13 protein-coding genes, 1 tRNA gene and 1 pseudogene are annotated in these 19,652 nt (G+C 51.0%); 7 read left to right on the top strand and 8 right to left on the bottom strand.

The annotated features are described in order from the left end of the window. Positions 1-21: 21 nt before the first annotated feature. Positions 22-327 carry a hypothetical protein gene (locus L1047_RS03645; protein ID WP_235277427.1) on the bottom strand — a complete coding sequence of 102 codons (306 nt, stop codon included), beginning with the start codon at positions 325-327 and terminating at the stop codon, positions 22-24. Positions 328-569: 242 nt separating this feature from the next. Here L1047_RS03645 and L1047_RS03640 point away from each other — a divergent pair, with 242 nt between their 5' ends. Next, a complete protein-coding gene (locus L1047_RS03640; protein ID WP_235277425.1) occupies positions 570-899 on the top strand; it encodes a hypothetical protein in 330 nt (109 codons plus the stop codon). 4 nt (positions 900-903) lie between these two features. Here the strand turns inward: L1047_RS03640 and L1047_RS03635 are convergent, their stop codons facing one another. The 3 genes from L1047_RS03635 to L1047_RS03625 all read right to left on the bottom strand — a co-directional run bounded on the left by L1047_RS03635 (position 904) and on the right by L1047_RS03625 (position 8,382). Continuing rightward, entirely contained in the window at positions 904-1,800 is an 897-nt protein-coding gene (locus L1047_RS03635; protein ID WP_235277424.1) for a leucine-rich repeat domain-containing protein, read from the bottom strand. Between the two features lie 45 nt (positions 1,801-1,845). Then, positions 1,846-2,067 (bottom strand): hypothetical protein, encoded by a 222-nt coding sequence (locus tag L1047_RS03630; protein ID WP_235277423.1) that lies wholly within the window; start codon positions 2,065-2,067, stop codon positions 1,846-1,848. 522 nt (positions 2,068-2,589) lie between these two features. Beyond that, complete coding sequence (locus tag L1047_RS03625) at positions 2,590-8,382, bottom strand: leucine-rich repeat domain-containing protein (RefSeq protein WP_235277422.1); 5,793 nt, start codon at positions 8,380-8,382, stop codon at positions 2,590-2,592. Positions 8,383-8,721: 339 nt separating this feature from the next. Here L1047_RS03625 and L1047_RS03620 point away from each other — a divergent pair, with 339 nt between their 5' ends. Beyond that, complete coding sequence (locus L1047_RS03620; RefSeq protein WP_235277421.1) at positions 8,722-9,951, top strand: LL-diaminopimelate aminotransferase; 1,230 nt, start codon at positions 8,722-8,724, stop codon at positions 9,949-9,951. A gap of 78 nt (positions 9,952-10,029) precedes the next feature. On the opposite strand, the gene L1047_RS03615 is transcribed toward L1047_RS03620, so the two are convergent. After that, positions 10,030-11,397, bottom strand: a complete 1,368-nt coding sequence (locus L1047_RS03615) for a di-heme oxidoreductase family protein (protein ID WP_235277420.1) — start codon at positions 11,395-11,397, stop codon at positions 10,030-10,032. Positions 11,398-11,633: 236 nt separating this feature from the next. Further along, entirely contained in the window at positions 11,634-12,884 is a 1,251-nt protein-coding gene (locus L1047_RS03610; protein WP_235277419.1) for an imelysin family protein, read from the bottom strand. A gap of 356 nt (positions 12,885-13,240) precedes the next feature. Between L1047_RS03610 and L1047_RS03605 the strand changes: the two genes are divergently transcribed. From L1047_RS03605 to L1047_RS03590, 4 genes and pseudogenes are all read left to right on the top strand, one after another. Next, positions 13,241-14,284: a chlorophyll a/b binding light-harvesting protein gene (locus L1047_RS03605; RefSeq protein ID WP_235277418.1), complete on the top strand. Its 1,044-nt coding sequence runs from the start codon at positions 13,241-13,243 to the stop codon at positions 14,282-14,284. Positions 14,285-14,336: 52 nt separating this feature from the next. Continuing rightward, positions 14,337-14,846, top strand: a complete 510-nt coding sequence (gene fldA, locus L1047_RS03600; protein ID WP_235277417.1) for a flavodoxin FldA — start codon at positions 14,337-14,339, stop codon at positions 14,844-14,846. Positions 14,847-14,940: 94 nt separating this feature from the next. Beyond that, a pseudogene (locus L1047_RS03595) lies at positions 14,941-15,927 on the top strand (chlorophyll a/b binding light-harvesting protein); the annotation flags it as partial. 9 nt (positions 15,928-15,936) lie between these two features. Continuing rightward, a complete protein-coding gene (locus L1047_RS03590; protein WP_235278850.1) occupies positions 15,937-16,494 on the top strand; it encodes a photosystem I reaction center subunit XI in 558 nt (185 codons plus the stop codon). A gap of 289 nt (positions 16,495-16,783) precedes the next feature. Here the strand turns inward: L1047_RS03590 and L1047_RS03585 are convergent. Both L1047_RS03585 and L1047_RS03580 read right to left on the bottom strand, forming a co-directional pair. Next, positions 16,784-16,856 (bottom strand) — tRNA-Glu (locus L1047_RS03585). Positions 16,857-17,065: 209 nt separating this feature from the next. After that, positions 17,066-18,343: a valine--pyruvate transaminase gene (locus L1047_RS03580; RefSeq protein WP_235277416.1), complete on the bottom strand. Its 1,278-nt coding sequence runs from the start codon at positions 18,341-18,343 to the stop codon at positions 17,066-17,068. 194 nt (positions 18,344-18,537) lie between these two features. Between L1047_RS03580 and clpP the strand changes: the two genes are divergently transcribed. Next, complete coding sequence (clpP, locus tag L1047_RS03575; RefSeq protein WP_235277415.1) at positions 18,538-19,140, top strand: ATP-dependent Clp endopeptidase proteolytic subunit ClpP; 603 nt, start codon at positions 18,538-18,540, stop codon at positions 19,138-19,140. Positions 19,141-19,652: the final 512 nt, after the last annotated feature.

Genomic DNA, 19,652 nt, shown 5'->3' with positions numbered 1-19,652 from the left:
CAGAGAGGGCAAAAACCATGCTCAGCTTTCCACCTGGGCCAAAAAGCCAGTACGAGATCCCATCGGGCTAGCGCCACCGGATTTGGAGGTCATTTGCACGCCACACAATTCGCTGGTGAGGACGAACACCTTTTTGCCGGTGCGGTCGCAGGTGAGTTCCAGGCTCTCGGGGGATCCTTTTTGCAGGGCATTGACCACACTTTGGTAAGCTTGGTGGGCCGCTTCTTCCTCCTTCTGATGGATGACGATGGCCGCCGGATTCCCTTTTAACAACAATTCCAGAATGTACATGATTGACCGTTCGCGTAGTGTGCCGTAGCAGGACAAGGGGCTGATCCCAGTATTGCAGGTTGAAGGGGGCTGCAAGCAGGGCTGATTCCACAACTCTCCATTGCTAGGGAGCGCGCTTGACAATCAATGTCTTCTCAATGTATAACTTTTTTCAATTTCGGGTATTTGGTTCTTGCAATCCGCGGTGGGTTGAGCCTGTACAGGCGGCTGGATCCCTGGACAAATTGACTCAGCCTATCCATTCATCTTCTGTTCGTACCCCAAAGGACTTTCCCCTCATGAACATCGTGCGGCCTGTTTCCTTGCTGCTGGCTCCTTTGTCTGCACTGGTCGCTTCTGCGGTTTTGGCGCAAGATTTGCAGTTCACTCTGCACAACGAGACCTCCAGCGCTTTGGTGGAGTTTTACATCAGCACCAGTGAGTCCGATAGCTGGGAAGAGAATCTGATCGTCACCCCGATCGAAGCGGGCGAAAGTGCCACCGTCACCATTGCGGACGGAGAAGCTGTCTGTGAGTATGACATCCTGGGCATTTTTGAGAATGGCGCGGAAGCCGAAGACTACGAGCTCGACCTCTGTGAACTGGGATCCTACACCTACACAGAGTAGACCGCTAGGAGCAAGTTTGGGTTGGGATGGGATCCTCACCATTGAGACTGCCAAACCACCCCAACAGAGCCGTTGGCAAACACAGACCCGGATTCTCCTGCACTTGTAACCGTTGCAGTCGGGGCAGTTCCGCCAAAAAGGCTGGTAGTTCTCCCGTCAGTTGGTTGCGATCCAGGCGCAGATCCCGCAATTGTTTCAGGTCTGCCAGTTCTGGTGGCAGGGAGCCGCTCAAGTCATTACCCGATAGATACAAATTCTCCAGGTTGTACAGTTGCCCCAGTTCCGGTGGAATCGGGCCAGAAAGTTGGTTGTGATCCAAAAACAGCCCTTTGAGCAGGATCATCTGGCTCAGTTGGCCAGGAATGCTGCCAGAGAGCTGGTTGTTTTGTAGGATCAAGTTTTCCAATTGGCGCAACTGGCCCAATTCCGGTGGGATCGGCCCAGACAGTTGGTTGTGATCCAAAAACAGGCCTTGTAGATTCTGCAGTTGCCCCAACTCCGGCGGGATTGACCCAGAAAATTGATTATAGTCCAAAAAAAGATGTTGCAGCTGGTTCAGTTGTCCCAACTCGGGTGGAATCGGGCCAGAAAGTTGATTGTGGCTGAGAGAAAGAGCACGTAACTGCCGGAATTGCCCCATCTGACTCGGCAGGGATCCGCTTAACCCTTGCCGATCCAACACCAGCCCGATCAAACAGCGCCCCGGATCAAACAGCGCCACTTCCTCTAGCACCACATCTGGCCGGCCCATCTGCTCTAGGGCTTGCAGCAACAGGATTTGATCTCGCTCCCCACAGTTGGGAGCAGGTAAGGTCACCGCCGCCCACCCCACCGAAGCAAAGCCCACCAACAGGCTCAGCGCCCACAAGCCCTGCTGACCAACCCATCCAAGTAGCCTCATCGGGATCGTGCTCCCCAGCGGATCCCTGCTAGATTAACACCCAAATTAGAAAACCTCCTGCCACCAACTCCAAATCGCTTGGGAAAGCACCGGAGCACCATTTTCAAAATGACCTGGCATGGGCCGTTCCCCTAATCGCTCCATCCGCCAAATAGAATCATTCGGCCAAACGGACGGATAAAGCCGACAAGGGATCCCATAGTAGGCACATTCCCAGAACAGGTTATAGCTGCCAATGCCCACCAAGTGCTCAATCTGCTGTCGCATGGAAGTGATGGGGTGGACGAGCTTATGAGTGTAATCCGGATGAAGCCGCCTCAAATACTCTAGATTGCTGGCCTCGTTACAGACCAACACATGATTAGGGAAAGGTTTATGAACTAGGGGAGTTTCTAAGACAACAGGTGAGAAGTCTCCAGGCTTGTCAAGATCAGAAACGGTCATAACTTGGGTATAAACATTTGGATCCGGGCTTTCCCTGCTGGTTTTGCGTACACAGAGAATTTTAGGAAAATCTGATGCTTGATAGGGATTAAGAGATTCAAACCCATGTTCACAAACAAGAGGGATCCCTTTTTGTAAGGAGTAAACACGTTTGATATTTGGGATCCACTTGGGTAAGGGAAGGTTTGGGATCACAGTGTTATAGATTTCGAACTGCACTTGAGGCTGATGGAGAGCCAGCGCCAAGATCCTCGTCCAGTGACCCCAGCCCGCCATATTGGCCGCAACTTGAATGGTGGCGGATGACATGATCACTCTTAAATCCTAAGCCTGGATGAACGCACCCTAAGGGTTGTGACCTCGAGCACTACATCCACCGATAGAATAACCACTTTGGCCAGCTACTTCACGATAATCCCACAATTCCTGTTCGACCAAGTCAATTTCTTCTGGGCTAAGAGAAGCGCTAAGATCAGGGGTTGAGTAGGAATAAAACCGACTCAAATTCGGCAGGGCACTGACCGGGGGCAAGCCTGATAGGCTGGTCAATGGATTACGGGATACATCTAAAACCCGCAGATTCGAGAGATTCTCAGGTAGTCCTTCCAAATTCGATAGTGTATTGTGGTTGAGAATTAAAACTTGTAGTTTGGCCAAATTACTTGGCATCGCTGGAATTTGAGTGAGATCGTTGTAGCGATACCCGACACGATTCAGGTTGAAGCCCAAGTACAACTCAGTCAGATTCGGAGGGAGATCAAGTAGGTTAATTCCATCAGGGCCTACTGCACAGCTGAGATTGATCCTAAAGCTAGCTGCATTACTAGCATTAAATCCAGCAAGGGAACCTATAGAGTTGGCTCCTAGGTCTAGTTCCTGTAACTTGGGCAAGTTAGGATAACCTCTCAAATCGATCAGGCTATTGTAAGTTAGGAAAAGCTTCTGTAGTTCTGGTAGATCAGGTAGTCCTTCAAGACTGGTTAACTCATTGCCTTCTAGATCTAAAGTCTGCAGGTTAGGCATAGCAGGCATACCTTCAAGAGTGCGAATCTGACGATAGGAGGCATCTAGCTCCGTTATAGAAGCCAGGTCAGATGCTGTAATGGCAGGTTTGCCGACTGCCGCACGAATAGCAGCGCTCAAGCCAGGATCTATTCCATCTATATCCACCAAATCAGATGTTGGACATTCAGGGCCTGATTTCTGGGGAGTCAATCTAATTTCAACTCCTAGAAAGATAGAAGACAAGCTCTCTAAATAGCTTTGAGTCAAGCAATTAAAGCTCACATCCAAAGCATCTCCAGAGTTAAGCCCATTTCCGTACAAATTGGGAATGGGATCAATATCTGTTAAGAGATTAGAGCTGATATTGATATTTTGAATACTGGGAAGATCGGTAGGTAAACCTTCTAGAGACCGAAGTTCATTCGGCCAAAGGCTCAACAACTCAAGAGAAGGCAAACGACTGGGCAAGCCCTCTAGAGAGGTTAATCCAGTTCCATTGACGGAAAGCACTTTCAAGTTCGGCAAAGCATCGGGTAGACCTACTAGACTGCGTAATGTGCCATTCCCAACTCCTAAAAACTCAAGCTTGGATAGATCGCTGGGCAGACCTCTGAGATCATTGAGCTGATTTCCTCCAAGTGAAAGAGCACGCAGCTCAGGCAAGGTTGGTGGCAATCCATTCAGGTTCTGCAAAGCGTTATCTGAAACATCCAGAGATTCCAAATTGGGAAGATCCGGTAGCCCTTGCAGAGTTTGGATCCCACGGTTCTTAGCATTAAGTTCTACTAAGTCCAGCAGATCTGATGGAGAAAGAGAACCTGTGAGCTTGTTAATGGCATCCCGAATGGCCGCCTCAAGACCCGGATCTAGGGCAAGAGGTTGATCTTGCGCGATGACCTCTACAGTTCCGGTTTCGGTAACACTCTGGTTGGATTGATCTGACAAAGTCAAGCTATAGCTGTAGGTTCCTGGCAAGAGGTTGGAGGGGAAAGGATAGGTAAACTGACAAGTGCGAGCACCTATCGCACATCCTGTTATCGACTGAGGTAAAATTTGGTCGAAAGTTAACCCAAGACCATTGATTGTCAACCGAATGGATTGCAATCCACCAGGAATAGTGGCAGATAAGCCCAATGTAACAGGATCCCCCAGAGAGACTTGCTCCGGTACACTCAAGACAACCGTGGGCGAATCTGCTAGCTCCAGTGACTCTTCAGGTGGGCTGACCTGGGTGAATACCTCCGCAAAGGCTTCACCGCCAATAGCTACGTCCACAATGCAGGCTTCTAGCAGGGCAGCTTCTGTAATACCTCGACCTAGACAGAAGGTTTCTGCTGCCTGTCGATCTGCCGGATCTAGGGTTTCTGAGGTAACAAATTCGGTAGGAGCGCCTACAAAGGTGCCAGTAGTCTGGTCAGGCTCATAGTCAAACAAAGATTCACTTTGGTTAATTCGCCAACTTTCGCCGAAAATATTGTACAAATCCCCCAAAGCCACTGGAGGATCCAGGGTTTGTCCAGTTCTTGTGGTAATGTCATTAGCACGATTGCGATCAAAGTTACCTAGCAAGCCTGATATTCGACCCAGTCGAGCTGAAGAAATGAAAACCTCAAGGTCTACTGACTGAGAAGCGAATGAAGGTTCATTAAAAATGTTGATCCGGATAAATTCTCCGGTTGGCCACACCAAGCGATATCGAGAACCCGACTCTCGCAGTAAAACCCCACCATTGTCAAATACAAATCGACTTCCAGTATTTATCGAAACCAGGGATCCATCTACTCGAATTTGCGGGCCATAAAATCCCACTCGCTGGGATCCCATCTTAGTGGCAACAGCAGCATTGAGGGTGACATTGGCTCCTGGTCTGACGGGGATTTGCCGGGTTTGCACTTGAATCTCGTCATCATCAGACTTGATTAACCAGAATTCCCCTTGTCCATGGAAAGCGTAGTACAGTCCATCCAGCGTTTTGAAGTGGGGATCCCCAATTGTAAAACCGTCGCTGCAATCTTCGCACTCAGGTAAAGGAGTTGGGGTTGGGCTTGGAGTCGGGGTTGGATTTGGCCCCCCTCCGCCAGGGGCTCCGCCACTGCCCGGACGATTACCACCACTACCAAAGCCGCCGATACCAATTGGGATCCCTCCGCCAGAAGGAGGATCGCAGTTGGGTTCGATATCGCAAATATCTCTAGCAGAAACTGTTCTACGGTCTTCGAGTACGATAATCTCTCCATCAAACTCTGTTGTGCGACGAACAATAACTCCTAGCACTAGCTCTCCGAGGTTTTGATTCAGAGTAGCAGTCGTCGTGAAAACGCCCTCAGCACTTGTTGTTCCGGTACTCTGCACAACTGTTCCATTGTCACTCAAGACTACGATTTCAACATCGAGGGGTTCACTAAAAATGATATCTCCCGAACGATCTCGTAAGCCGGCTTTAACCGTCAGAGGATAGGCTTGCCCATCTTCAATTTCACGAGGAAAATCGATTGACTCAATCGCTGGATCCAGATCAGGGCAACGAATCTCGGGCGGTGTGATGGTAATATTAACAGGCTGGCTCTCTGCCAGGGGGGTCTCACCGTTCTCATCAGTGGCGCTAAAGATAACCGCAGAAATTTGTCTTTGACCTTCTTCACCTTCCTCGTAGAAGCAGCTATTCAACCAAACCACCTGATCCAGTTCACTTTCTGTAATAAAGCCAATCTGAGAATCTTTCCAACCTAGCCAAAAAGTTGTCTCCCCTATGGCCGAACGATTAAATGGCAATGGTGTAGTGAATAAAGTCTCTTCTACAAAAGGAAATTCAAACCGACCCAAATCTATCTGTTTGAAGAAACCCAAATCTTTCGCACTGAATGCAGTCACTTCTAGAGCAAGTTTTCCATCAAGATTTAGGGTAGGTGCGAGCTCTGCTGTTGCCAGCAAGGGGATTTTGTCAGAACGACTAAAGCTTTCTCCTACCAAAGGAAATTCAGGGTTAATATCAACACCTCTTGCAAAAGTACTGACATTGGGAGTAAGGGAAGGAACAAAGCCTACCTTGGGGCCGCCGATACTGTAAAGTTTGAACCCAGCTTCAATCTTGAGTTGATTCTTGAGCGCTCCTTCTAAATGAAGATTGCCTGAGAAAAATTCATTAAATTCTCCGTTAGCGCTTGCTCTGCCAGTCCAGTTGCCCTCTCTATAATTGACATTAAGATCATAATCAAAGTTCTGATTAAATCCAAGCTGACCACCTCTGACCTTTACAGAAGCTGAAGGCTCAGTTGCCAACTTGGAGACTACTTTGATCTGTATCCAGGATGGAACTGGGCCAATCAAAAATGGTATTGTTTTTACTGGAATTTCGAATAACTGAATCTCAAAAGCTGTATCTAATTTTAGAATTCCGTCGATAGCAATTCCAAGTAGTGCATTTTGCTTGCCTTTTAACGTGAAGTCAAAATAATTGAGACCAAAATCGGAGCTAAATGGATTCAATCCAAAATCCAATTCTCCAGACACTACTGGCGTAAAGTTAAAACCCCCATAAACTTGACTTAGAAGCTCCCACTGAGTTCTTAATCCAGAACGCTTGAAGCGACCTCTCTCACCCTTGAATAGGCCCAACTCAACTCGACTGGTTGGTGTTGCAATTAATGTTCTTACAAACTGAGCATTCTCTGGTATAGATTGAGAATATTTTGCTTTGAGAAGACTTTCGGCAACGAGATCAACTAGAAAATAAGATAATGGGTTGAACTCCAGTTTTTGAGAATTCAATCGGAAGTCAAGTTGTGAACGATTCTGAGGAGTAAGATTGAGACTGAGATCCACCTGCTGACTAAAGCTTGCTGATCCTTCTAGGATGAGATTTGAGAAGGATGTTAGCTCAACCGTCATCCTCAAAACATTTCCCTCTGTCTGAAGAGTCTTAATCTTCATCGGAGGAATCCGTGTATCAGCTCCAACGATCACGTCACTAGGCTTCAGTGTAGGCAGGTTTTCGTTATCTAGTAGAACTAGAGAAAATTCATTAGATGTTATCTCTTCATCCTCGGGATCAAAATCAAATTCTAAAATCTGAGTTCTCTGATTGGGCAAGACCTTAACATTAGGAGCAACACGTATATCTGGAGTGCTCAGTGTAAAACTGACTCGATCAAAACTTGTGCGCCCATCAGAAAGCCGCACTCTAGCTGTGATCGTTTCCATCAAGGGACGGGATCCACTATTGTAGGTAAAATTAGAGCCGGATCCCATGGGTCTTCCCTGATGATCTAGCCACTCAATTAAACTAGACCAATCTCTGCCCTGTTCATCTGTAGCTGTTGCCTGGAGTGCGACAGAAGCGCCTGTCGTTTGAGGCTGGCCATCCACCTGATCTCGATTGGTAATTTGCACTACCAAGCCATTGGCTGGCGGCAACCCTCCGGTTTCCCCACCTCCAGGTGGCGTTGAGGTAGGGATAGGTGTTGGCCCCGGCTGTGTGCCTCCAGGAGTTGGGGATGAGGACGGAGATCCGGGAGATGGGCTTTGTATTGGAAAAGAAGGTGTTGGAGAATCCAGTCGGGGCAGCTCAATTCCGGGAGATAAGTTACACGAGATTTGTAAAACCTCTAGGCAAACTTGTTCTATACTTTCTGAGGTTTCTGAGCCAAAGAGTATTCCTAAGATAACTCCGAAGTCTTCGAGGGTTCCAGATATTCCATCTCCGTTAAAATCATAGGCTGCAATAAGAACACGTTGTGCAGCAGTGATATCTTCTTCAGAAAGTCTGATCCCAAAAATATCAAAGATAATTTCTTGAATCTCCAAAAGCGTTGCATTTGGGTTGATCATTCTTGCCAAAGCAACCATGAAATCTCTGATATTAAAATTAATTAACTCTCCATTGAATGAAAGAGTAGCCATATCTATGGTTGCACTAGGAACAGGCTCAATACTGGGCTGACTGGGAGTAGGCTGGATGGTCGGGATCCCACTTGGCGCAGGGGGTACCGATACCGTCGGCGCTTGTGTAGCCGAAGGCGTAGAAAGAGAGAGCGTAGAAGGGGATCCCCCGCCGCATCCCATTGCCAATCCCAAAACCGAGGTCAGAGTGGGAATCAGAACCAGTTTCTCAACAAAATTAGCCCTGTTGCTCACGGTGCACCTCAAAGAATCGAGCAGCTTGCCTGTTGCTGGGTTTTGCTGGTTAAAGGTCGAAGACTGCCTGACTTCACGCTTTCACCGAGTGATTGGAGAAGCAATTGGATATGTATCCCGACCTATGGATAAATGGATAGATAAAGCTTCTATGTAAATGGAAGCGAGGTTTATATTGACATCACATCGTTAAGGGAACCTACAGCCAAGGGTTAAACATTGGTTAATTCCTCAAATTGATCTCATTCCGGTTGATGCTTGGTTCTGAGACCGTGGCTATGGGGGAGCCAGCTTCAGCTACACTGTAGGGCCGACGGACATTCTCATCGCTCAACCCCTATGGCCAGGATCAACGACCACTACCTCAAGCTCAAGGCCGGATACCTCTTTCCCGAAATTGCCCGCCGGGTGCGAGCCTTTGCCGAAGCCCATCCCAGCGCACCCATCATCAAAATGGGTATTGGCGATGTGACCGAACCTTTACCTGAGGCTTGTCGGGCCGCCATGATCCAAGCCGTGCAAGAAATGGGGGATCCAGCCACCTTCAAGGGCTATGGGCCAGAGCAGGGGTATGAGTGGTTGCGCCAGGCAATCGCTCAGCATGACTTTCAGGCGCGGGGCTGCGATATCGATGCCTCTGAGATTTTCGTCTCCGATGGCTCGAAGTGTGATTGTGGCAACATCCTCGATATCCTCGGCCATGACAATACCATCGCCGTCACGGATCCGGTTTATCCGGTGTATGTCGACACGAATGTGATGGCAGGACACACAGGGCCAGCCAACGACCGGGGCGAATATGAGGGCTTAGTCTACCTGCCGATCACCGCAGACAATGCCTTTATGGCTCGGATCCCTGACCAAAAGGTGGATGTGATCTACCTTTGTTTCCCCAACAATCCTACGGGAGCCGTGGCGACACGGGAGCATTTGCAGGACTGGGTAAACTATGCTCGGGCGCACGGATCCCTAATTTTGTTCGATGCTGCCTACGAAGCCTACATTACTGAGTCAGGGATCCCCCACTCCATCTACGAGGTGGAAGGGGCACGAGACTGTGCCATCGAGTTTCGCTCGTTTTCCAAAACCGCTGGGTTTACGGGTACCCGCTGTGCTTTTACGGTCGTGCCCAAATCCTTGCAGGGAGAGGCTGGCGATGGATCCCGGGTGAATTTGTGGAGCTTGTGGAATCGCCGCCAATCCACCAAATTCAATGGCGTGTCTTATATTGTGCAGCGAGGAGCAGAGGCTGTCTATTCAGAAGCTGGACAGGCGCAGGTTAGAGGCTTGGTGCAGTTCTACCTGGAGAATGCCCGTATCATCCGTGAACAACTGATGGCTGCTGGGATCCAGGTTTACGGTGGGGTCAATGCCCCTTATGTTTGGGTGAAAACCCCAAATGGGCTGAGCAGTTGGGATTTCTTCGATAAGCTGTTGCACCATTGTCATGTGGTAGGTACGCCGGGCTCCGGATTTGGCAGTGCTGGAGAAGGTTATTTCCGGTTATCAGCTTTTAATAGCCGTGCCAATGTAGAAGAAGCAATGCGCCGCATGACCAGCATCTTTTGAGGGTACTGGCACAGGCCAAGGACTGTGATCCTATGATCGGGACTTGGCTTTGGCTCTTAGTTGCCCGTGATACATCCTCTAGAGGGTGCGGAGAAAATAAACTAAAGCTTCCCTATCCTTAGGGCTCATGTTTTGAAATGCTTTTCGGGACTTTTCCGCTTCTCCGCCGTGCCAAAGAATGGCCTCCTCTAGGTTGCGGGCGCGGCCATCATGCAAGTAGCCAGAATAGGGCAAAACCGTTTGCGACAAGCCAATACCCCACAGAGGCGGTGTACGCCATTCGCTGCCTGTGGCCTGAAAGTCAGGACGATGATCTGCTAATCTCTCTCCCATGTCATGCAGTAGCAGATCTGTGTAGGGGTGAATGATTTGGTTTTGCAAAGCGGCTATTTCGTGAATCCCGGTGCGCAGTTCTGGCAGGTGACAGGCGGTACATTGGGCTTGGGCAAAGAGCTTTTCTCCCTGCTGTACGGTTGGCTCCTGCCAGAGGGTACGGCCAGGTACGGCTAGGGTTTGCACATAAACTGTCGTGGCCCTCAAGGTCGCTTCATCAATGTCATGGCTACCATCAAAAGCTGGAAATAAAGGATTCGTTACGCCCATGTCGTTGACATAGGCAGCGGCAGTTTGTTGCTCGAGGTTAGGGGTGTTGGCTTTCCAGCCAAATCGTCCAAGTGAGATTTGCTGATGGACGGCATCCCAAACAAAATTGGGTCGCCCAGAAATACCATCCTGATCAATATCGTCAGGATCCGCCCATTGTAACAGCTCCGCCTCCGGAATCGCCTCCAATAACCCAACCCCAAACACTGGCTGAGGGATCCGCAGGGAGAACAAGACACTGTCAATCGGGTTTCCCTCCGGAGTATGTAACTTCACCTCAGGAAAGCGCAGTGTGTAGGATGTTCCATCTGGGTATTGGCCTGTTTGTTCTTGCCAATTCAGGTCTACTTTGGCTTCCGGCTGATAACCCCAAATGGCTTTTTCCTGTACTTGCGTGCCGATGCCGGGTACGGGGGGGGTATTGCTGTTCGGGGCCATCGCCTCCCAACCTAAAGGGCTGAGGACGGGATCCCAATCCTTAAGGGGCTGGTACTGGCTGACTCGCACCACCCGCTGTCCTTTTTCGGGTAGGCCACGGCCATTCCTAAGATGACAACCGGCACAGGAGTTGTTGTTAAACATAGGCCCCAACCCCGGATTGACAGGGGCTGGAGCAGTTACAAAACGAGCCTCGAAGGTGCCGTCTCCCATCGCATGTAGTTTGGCCCAGTCGGGCTCGAAGTTGGGAGCAGGTTGCTCGTAGGCAGCGGAAGTACGATTCCAGAGGGTTGTTTCTCCACCCGCTCGGGGGGGCAAGGGCTGGGATCCGCCATGAAGAGCCAGAAGGCCCGCTGCCAAAAGGGATCCCACCCCTAGCACCAGGATCCGAACCCTTCGACGCATACGCCAGAACAAGGAGAGCAACATCATCAGCACTGAGCGAGAAGATACTTGATAAGCTGCTCAACCCTACAGCCTTTTCCGACTTTACGCAGGCCCTTGAGTTAGGCAAAAAACCTTATGGGGCAAGGAATTGACCTGAATCTGCTGTATCAGATAACGCTGGAAAAGGCTGTACCTTGGTAGAGACAGGCTAAAGCTAACCAAATCGTAATGTAAAGATGAAAATCCTTCTGGGTCTATTGCTGTTGAAAAAGGGGAAGAACCCGCTGGGCAAAAGTATCGTGGATACGCAAAACTTGGTCTTGAGCAGTAGTGATTTTGACACGGGCCTGTGGATCACAAAGGCTCTTTTCAATGGGAGAGGGAATCTCGGCTAGGGTTGCTGCGGCCTGCTGAAACTGTGTCTGAATTTGGGTATCTAAAGCGGGATCAATACTTTTGACAAACTCGCTCAGGCTACGCCCTTGTCGCTCTCTAAAGCCTCCTGAATAGGCATATTGAGCGCTACGCAGGTTGGCCTCAAACTCTGGCAAAGAATGGTGAGCAAAGCGACTTTCCAGCAGAAAGGGGTTTTGTTCTGCAAAAGCTTCGCCGATTTTGACATTGCCCAGTTCATCCAACAGCCCCAGGATCCCTTGGGCGATCTCTTCGGCAGCCGCCTGCAGGGTGAGATAAGTGTTGCTACTTTCTCCTGCTTTCACCAGTTCATCTCGGTAAGGGGGAAAGCTCTGTACACCCTCCGTCCAACTTTTGAGCAGCTCATGAGCGGTATCTGCCAATACCGGGGTGACGGCGGCCAAATACTCCAAGTCCCGTGGGGTGAAATCTGCCAAAGACTTGTTGTTATCCACGCCGAACAGCAGAAAGCCTATGGCGTGAAACCCCTTTTGCCCACTTTCGAGCTCTACGATGGTCTCGGGGGTGAGGGGATCCCCGCTCTCCAGAACCTTCACCACATCCATCTCGTTGAGGGGCCATTCATCCAGATCCGCATCCAACCCCAAAGAAGCTGCCGGCCCAAAGGCATAGGCTTCGCTCTCTTCCCAAGTAATGCGGGCGGTGAACCAAGCTTGACGGGCCGCCTCTAGCTTCATCTGTTCGGGCGTTTCTACAAAGGCTTGCACCACTGCAGCCAGATCCTGAGTTTCGGTGGCCAGCTGCTCATAGTTGGGGATCACCACTTGATCCACAAAGTCGAGAATAATCTGTGGATCTTGAAACTGTTGCTCAGAAGCCAAGGTCATAGTCGGAATGGCAGGGCCAGAGGATCCCTCGCCCCCTTCTCCTCCCTCACCCCCTCCCTCCACCGCAATGGGCCGACAGTCCGGATTGGTTTGGGCCAGCAACCAGGGAACCTCAGACGTTAAGTTGGGCTCCTTCATCATTTCAGCCTGAGCAATCCCTGAACCATGCAGAAGGATGTGGTGCCCCAGAGCTTGGGTTGCCCAAAGCCCAATCCCTGCCCAGAGCTTGAGGTGTGCCGACATACCCTACAACTCCAAATTTCATCTCAATGGACTGCATTGTAATTCAGCTATTGAGACTCAATCTTAAAAAGATCTAGTTTTTTGTAGCTTCAAGAGCAGTCCTCAACCCAACCATCCTCCTGAAAGCCCTCCTCACCTAATTCATCTCCCTATACCGATCTTTACTTAATAAAACTTAACTAGATAGCTATTGATATTTAGTTTCAGCAGCTCTAGGGTGGGTCAAAGCATAGCTATTGAGATTAAATCTCATTAGTGTTCGCTTGTTTCAAAAGGATGTGTCCATCGGGCCAGGGCCACTGCTGGGGTAGGAGTTCTGGCCTTTATCTCAATCTCAAGGTTTGGAGTCACTGAATATGACGGCAACGACACGGGTGCAGGGTAATGAGTCTGGCTCTCAGGAGGGGATCCCGTGGTGGGCGGGCAACGCCCGTTTAACGGAGCTTTCGGGTCGGCTGTTGGGGGCGCATGTGGCCCATGCTGGGCTGATCGTTCTCTGGGCCGGGGTGATGACCTTGATCGAGTTGGCCAATTTCGATCCCAGCCAACCGATGTATGAGCAAAGGTTGATTCTTTTGCCTCACCTGGCCAGTTTGGGCCTGGGGGTGGGATCTGGCGGGGAAGTGCTGGAGACCGACACCTACTTTGCAGTGGGGGCAGTGCATTTGATCAGCTCGGCCTTCTTGGGATTCGGGGGCATCTTCCATGCCTTGCGGGGGCCGGCGGTGTTGGAGGCCAAGACCTTCCCTCTCTTCAGCTACGACTGGCAAGACAAAAACAAGATGACCACCATTTTAGGGATCCATCTGGTATTGCTGGGGCTGGGGGCCTGGTTACTGGTGCTGAAGGCAATGGTCTTCGGGGGGCTGTATGACTCTGGAGTGGGGGCAGTGCGCACCATCTCTCCCGATCTCAATCCTTTTGGCCATGTGTTGGGCATAGAGGGGCGGCATTGGATCGCTGGGGTAGACAGTCTGGAGGATGTGGTGGGCGGCCACATCTGGGTGGGGCTACTGCTGGTGGCAGGGGGAGTTTGGCACATTGCCACGAAGCCTTTTGGCTGGGTAGAGCGGCTCTTTATCGGGTCTGGGGAAGCCTATCTTTCCTACAGCTTGGGTGCTTTGGCCTTGATGGGATTCATCGCTGCCTATTTTGTCTCGGTGAATTCGGTGGTCTATCCAGAGGTGTTCTACGGGCCGCTGTTGCAGGTGGGGTTGGATCGCTATCCCTTATTCGAGCAAGGGGGGGAACTAACTTCCCGGGTGTGGCTTGCCAACACCCATTTTTGGTTGGCCTTTTTCTTCCTTCAGGGGCATCTTTTTCATGCTCTCAAGGCACGCGGGTTCAACTTCCGTACGGGCAAGCTGAATGCACCTGCTCAGCCTGTTCAGATGACCTGAGGAGTTTGGAGTGGAGTGTTGAGGTTTACTTTGCAGTTTTGGAGCAGAAGTGATGGCAAAAGTTGGTTTGTTTTTTGGCACTCAAACTGGTAACACGGAAACAGTTGCTGAGATGATCCAAAAGGAGTTGGGGGAAGAGAATGTAGATTTGATCGATATCTCGGAGGCTAGCATTGAAGATTTTGATAAATACAACTATCTGATCATCGGCTGCCCTACCTGGAATATTGGCGAGTTGCAGTCTGATTGGGATGGATTTTTTCCAAATTTGGATGAAATAGATTTTTCGGGTAAGACAGTAGCCTATTTTGGGGTTGGAGATCAGTTCGGCTATCCCGATAACTTTCAGGATGCGATGGGGATTCTAGCGGAGAAAATCGCTGAGCGAGGCGGGAAAAATGTCGGTTCTTGGCCCATTGATGGCTATGAGTTTAACGAATCGAGGGGATTGGTAAATGGTCAGTTTGTAGGGTTGGCTTTGGATGAAGACAATCAATCGGAACTGACGGAAAAGCGGGTGAAAGAATGGACGGCTAAACTCAAGCCTACGTTTGGCCTATGAGAGGACGAGGAGTATTGTTCTTAGATCGTGAGCCTAGAAGTCTTGAAGATTGGGCCTTATTGATTAACTTTGAGGAGGATCGATGACAACAGCTATGTCTTCTCCACCAGCAGTATCCAGTCCTGGTTGGATTGCTGGCAATGCCCGTTTTGTAGATTTATCCGGGAAATTGTTGGGTGCTCATGTGGCCCATGCTGGGTTGATTCTGCTCTGGGCTGGGGGGATGACCCTGTTTGAGTTGGCCCACTGGGATCCCGCTCAACCGATGTACAGTCAAGGGCTGATTCTGTTGCCCCACTTGGCCACGTTGGGAATTGGAGTTGGGGCGGAAGGGCTGGTGACGGATCCCTATCCCTTTTTTGTGGTGGGGGTGTTGCACCTAATCGCCTCGGCAGTACTGGGGGCTGGGGGAGTTTATCATGCCCTGCTGGGGCCTGAGGTGCTGGCCAAAGGGGAGAACTTTGCTGGCTTTTTCGGCTACGACTGGGAAGATGACGACAAAATGACCACAATCATTGGCATTCACCTGGTTTTCTTGGGGTTAGGGGCTTGGTTACTGGTGGCCAAAGCCCTGTTTTGGGGTGGTCTATACGATGCTTCTCTGGATCGGGTGCGCCTGATTACGGATCCCACCCTGAATCCGGTTCGCATTTTTGCCTATCTCACACCGCTGCTTGGGGAGCAGGGGATGGCTGGGGTGAACAACCTAGAAGATGTGGTGGGTGGCCATGTTTATGTGGGCTTGATCTGCATTCTGGGTGGATTTTGGCACATGGCGACGCGGCCTTTTACTTGGGCCAAGCGGGTGCTGATCTACTCTGGGGAGGCTTATCTTTCCTATAGCCTAGGGGCTTTAGCCTACATGGGGATCCTGGCAGCCTATTTTGTCAGCGTCAATGAGACGGTCTATCCAGTGGCCTTTTATGGGCCAGTAGGATTGGGAGCCGATGAGATGGGGGTAGTTACCAGTCGCACATGGTTGGCAACCGCCCACTTTGTCTTGGGGATCCTGTTTTTGGCGGGGCACATTTGGCATGCCATTCGTGCTCGGGCGGCAGCAACCGGTTTTGACTTTCAGCAGGGGGGCTGGGTGAAAACGGTGGATCCCCAAGTGGGTAACTTCAACACCCCCGTAAATGGTAGCGATTTAACCCTCCTACTGCTACAGAATTTGCCGATTTACCGGGAAGGGCTATCGCCGATGGTGCGGGGTTTGGAGGTGGGAATGGCCCATGGTTACTTGCTACTGGGGCCGTTTTACAAGCTGGGGCCATTGCGGGATTGGGAGCTCGCTTTGACGGCGGGTACCCTGGGGGCCATTGGCTTGGTGCTGATCCTCACGGTTTGTCTGTCCATCTACGGGCAGGTGTCCTTCCCCAAATCCCGCTGGGTGGCCGTGGCCAATACTCCCTATGGATCGGTGGCCTACCCAACGCCAGGGGTACAACTGATGGCGGAATCGAGCGGATCCCCTCAGCCTGTTCGGGTCTCTGCCGGATCCGATGAGTTGCCAGAAAATCTACGTACCCGTGGCGGTTGGAGCCAGTTTGCTGGGGGCTTCTTGGTGGGGGGTGTAGGTGGCGTGCTGTTTGCCTACATGCTCCTGAGCAGCGTTGATGTGTTCGCCCAGGTTTTACCAGGGCTTTGAATGTTTTCCGCAACAGTATCGGCATCTGGGGGGTGGGTAGGACTCCGTCCCACTCACCCGTTTACCCTCGGCGGCCCACAGGGCACAGTTCGGTGAGCCAGGTGGGAAGGTTTTGGCCTGAGCAAGGCTGGTGAAGCCAAAGGACGTAAGGTGCAGTTTACGTCAGATTTCTACGTCAGATTTACTCCAATCCCCCAAAATCTTCTCTCTCCCCCTGGATGAAGGGAGCCAACCCTCGCGGATAGCTAAGCTACGGCTCGTGAACGGGCTGTACTGAATCTCGCCAATATACCCCCAAGGGGATTCGAACCCCTGTCGCATCCGTGAAAGGGATGTGTCCTAGGCCTCTAGACGATGGGGGCATCTGCAAATGACGTGATTCTGATCCTAGGGAAGTAAGTGTCATCTTGTCAACCTGCACATTTTCCCAGATCTAACCAGATCTAACCAGATCTAATCTGCATCGCTTGACCCACCACCGGCCAAATTCAAGATTAGGATCCCCAGCAGGGCCAAACCCAGCAAGCTGGCGATCACCATCGGCTCATCAGGGATTAAGTCCATCTTCTCCTCACACCCTCAACGGAGTTCTTGCATGGGCCTGCTCCACCACCTGGCTGAGGATAGTTACCCCCTGCTCAATTTGCTCTAGTGTTGCCGTTAAGCTGATGCGCACACACTGATATTGATGCGGCCAACTTGGATCTATCCCTGGGAAGAAGGGGGATCCCGGCACAACCACCACCCCTTTTTGTTTCAACCGCTGGTAGAGTTCTCGGTCAGAAATGGGCAGCTCCGGCAGCCACAACCAGGCAAATAAAGCTCCTTCTGCCCTGTGCAAGAACCAGGGCAAATCATCGGGAAATTCTCGTCCAAAAGCCACCTGTAGGCGTTCCATCTTCTGCCAGTAATGGGGGCGGATCACCTGCTCTGAGAGCTTGGCTAGTTCTCTGGAGCGAATCGCCCGTGCCGCGATGGCCTGACCCAGTTGGGAGGAGTGAATGCTGGCATTGGCCTGAAAACATTCCACAGGTTGCAAAAGATGTTCTGGCCCAATGGCAATCCCCACCCGTTCCCCTGGCAAGCCTGCCTTGGAGAGGCTGAAGCAATGGATAACATTGTCGGCCCAAGTCAAGCCCATGGGTACATACGTGAGGTGAGGAAAGGGAATGGCATAGGCAGAATCGATGATCACCGGCACATCGGCAGCAGCAGCCCGCTGCACGATCTGTGCCACTTCCTCATCGGTGATCACGTTGCCGGTTGGGTTACAGGGCCGGGAAAACAAAATTGCTCCCACCTGTTCATCCACCTGCAGTCGCTCCAGATCTGGGCGGTATTTGAACGTATGGGATCCCTGTTTCTCGATGGTGGGGGGCGTGGCTTTTAGATCGGACTCCTCGATGAGGATCCCGCCATAGCCGGTGTAATCGGGGCTAAGGGGCAACAGGAGAGGTCGTCTTTGCCCGTCAGCATCTGGCCCACAAAACACATTCACGGCAAAAAAATAAAAACTTTGACTTCCAGGGGTGATCAGAACATTCCGTCGCGTTATGCCCCAGCCATACTCCCGGTTGAAATAATCCACCACGGCCTCGATCAGGGGCCCATAGCCCTGGCTCACCCCATAGCGACAGAGCACTTGACCAAATTCTGGCTCTGCCATCAGCTCTTGAGTGTAGCGGCGCCACATCGCTTCCACTTCCGACAAAATCACCGGGTTGCCCGCCCCCAAATCAATCCAATGGGATCCCTCTTTTTGCAGAGTTTCGGCAATATCTTTGTTGATAGCCCGCACCCCCGATAGACGAGACATGCGTTGGCCCAAATGAGACAAGCGGGGATCCACAGCAGCCTTCCTTTCCCGGACTGGGGATGACAGGATCCATAAGTTTCGGAATCTTAGCAGACCCCCCTACCCCATAGACTAGGTACAGATCTTTGCTGCTTAGACTGGTACGGATCGTGGGCGGTAAACCCTCCTGAGCAAGGGATCCGGTCGGCAGCTTACACTAGAAGAATTGACCCATCACTTGGACTGGCATGATTCCCACCGTTATCGAGCAATCTGCGCGGGGCGAACGCGCCTTCGACATCTACTCGCGTCTGCTGCGGGATCGGATTATCTTCTTGGGCACCCAGGTGGATGATGACATTTCTAACCTGATCGTGGCTCAGATGCTCTACCTGGAATCTGAGGATCCCGAAAAGGATATCTATCTCTATATCAACTCCCCCGGCGGCTCCGTTTATGCCGGTATGGCCATTTACGACACGATGCAGCACATTCAGCCGGATGTATCCACCATCTGCATCGGGTTGGCAGCCAGTATGGGGGCCTTTCTGCTGGCGGGCGGCACCAAAGGCAAGCGCATCGCCCTTCCCCACGCTCGCATTATGATCCACCAACCCTTAGGTGGGGCCCAGGGGCCAGCTACCGACATCGAAATTCAGGCCAAAGAGATCCTCTACATCAAGCAAAGCCTGAATAGCCTGCTGGCTCACCACACCGGCCAACCCTTGGAGCGCATCGAACGGGATACCGACCGCGACAATTTCATGACCCCAGAACAAGCCAAGGAGTATGGATTGATCGATCAGGTGATCAGCAAAAGGCCCCAACCAGCTCTAGCAGCAGTTTCCTGAACATCAGACCGAAGATAGTCGGCGATACCCCCTTGCTCAAGGGGGTTTTGGGCTTTGTCAGGGATCCCTTGCCAGGGAGATACAGGGAGATATTAAGAAAGCCAAAGAAGTCTATATTCTCAACGCCAAGAGACGCGGCTTGCTTTAACTAAACTAATCGAACTCATAAAGAAAGTAATAATCGGTCCATCATTGTGGGTGATAACTTAGGATTAAACCTAATGTAAGCCTGTGTTTGACAGGGATCCTAGCTTCAGCAACAGGTATCAATCTTTCAATTGGGTTTTCATGGGTCAACCTGTTCAAGCTAGCGATCGTCCTTCGGATCATCCGCAGGGCATTGATAGGGGATTAAGACTTTCATCCGCTGGGTGAAGAATGTCTTAGAACCCGAATTGGGTCTCACGATTGTGGGACAGGTTTATTCGCGGAAATTCAATAGTCTGGGGTTTTGGCCCTAGGTTTTTGCTTCCTTCTTATTATTATTGTGTCCGTGAATGGTAGTTTTGGAT

The organism is Synechococcus sp. Nb3U1, from assembly GCF_021533835.1.
Lineage (GTDB): Bacteria > Cyanobacteriota > Cyanobacteriia > Thermostichales > Thermostichaceae > Thermostichus.
The sequence above is the reverse complement of the archived record's forward strand: the minus strand, read 5'-3'. Positions and strand labels throughout refer to the sequence as shown.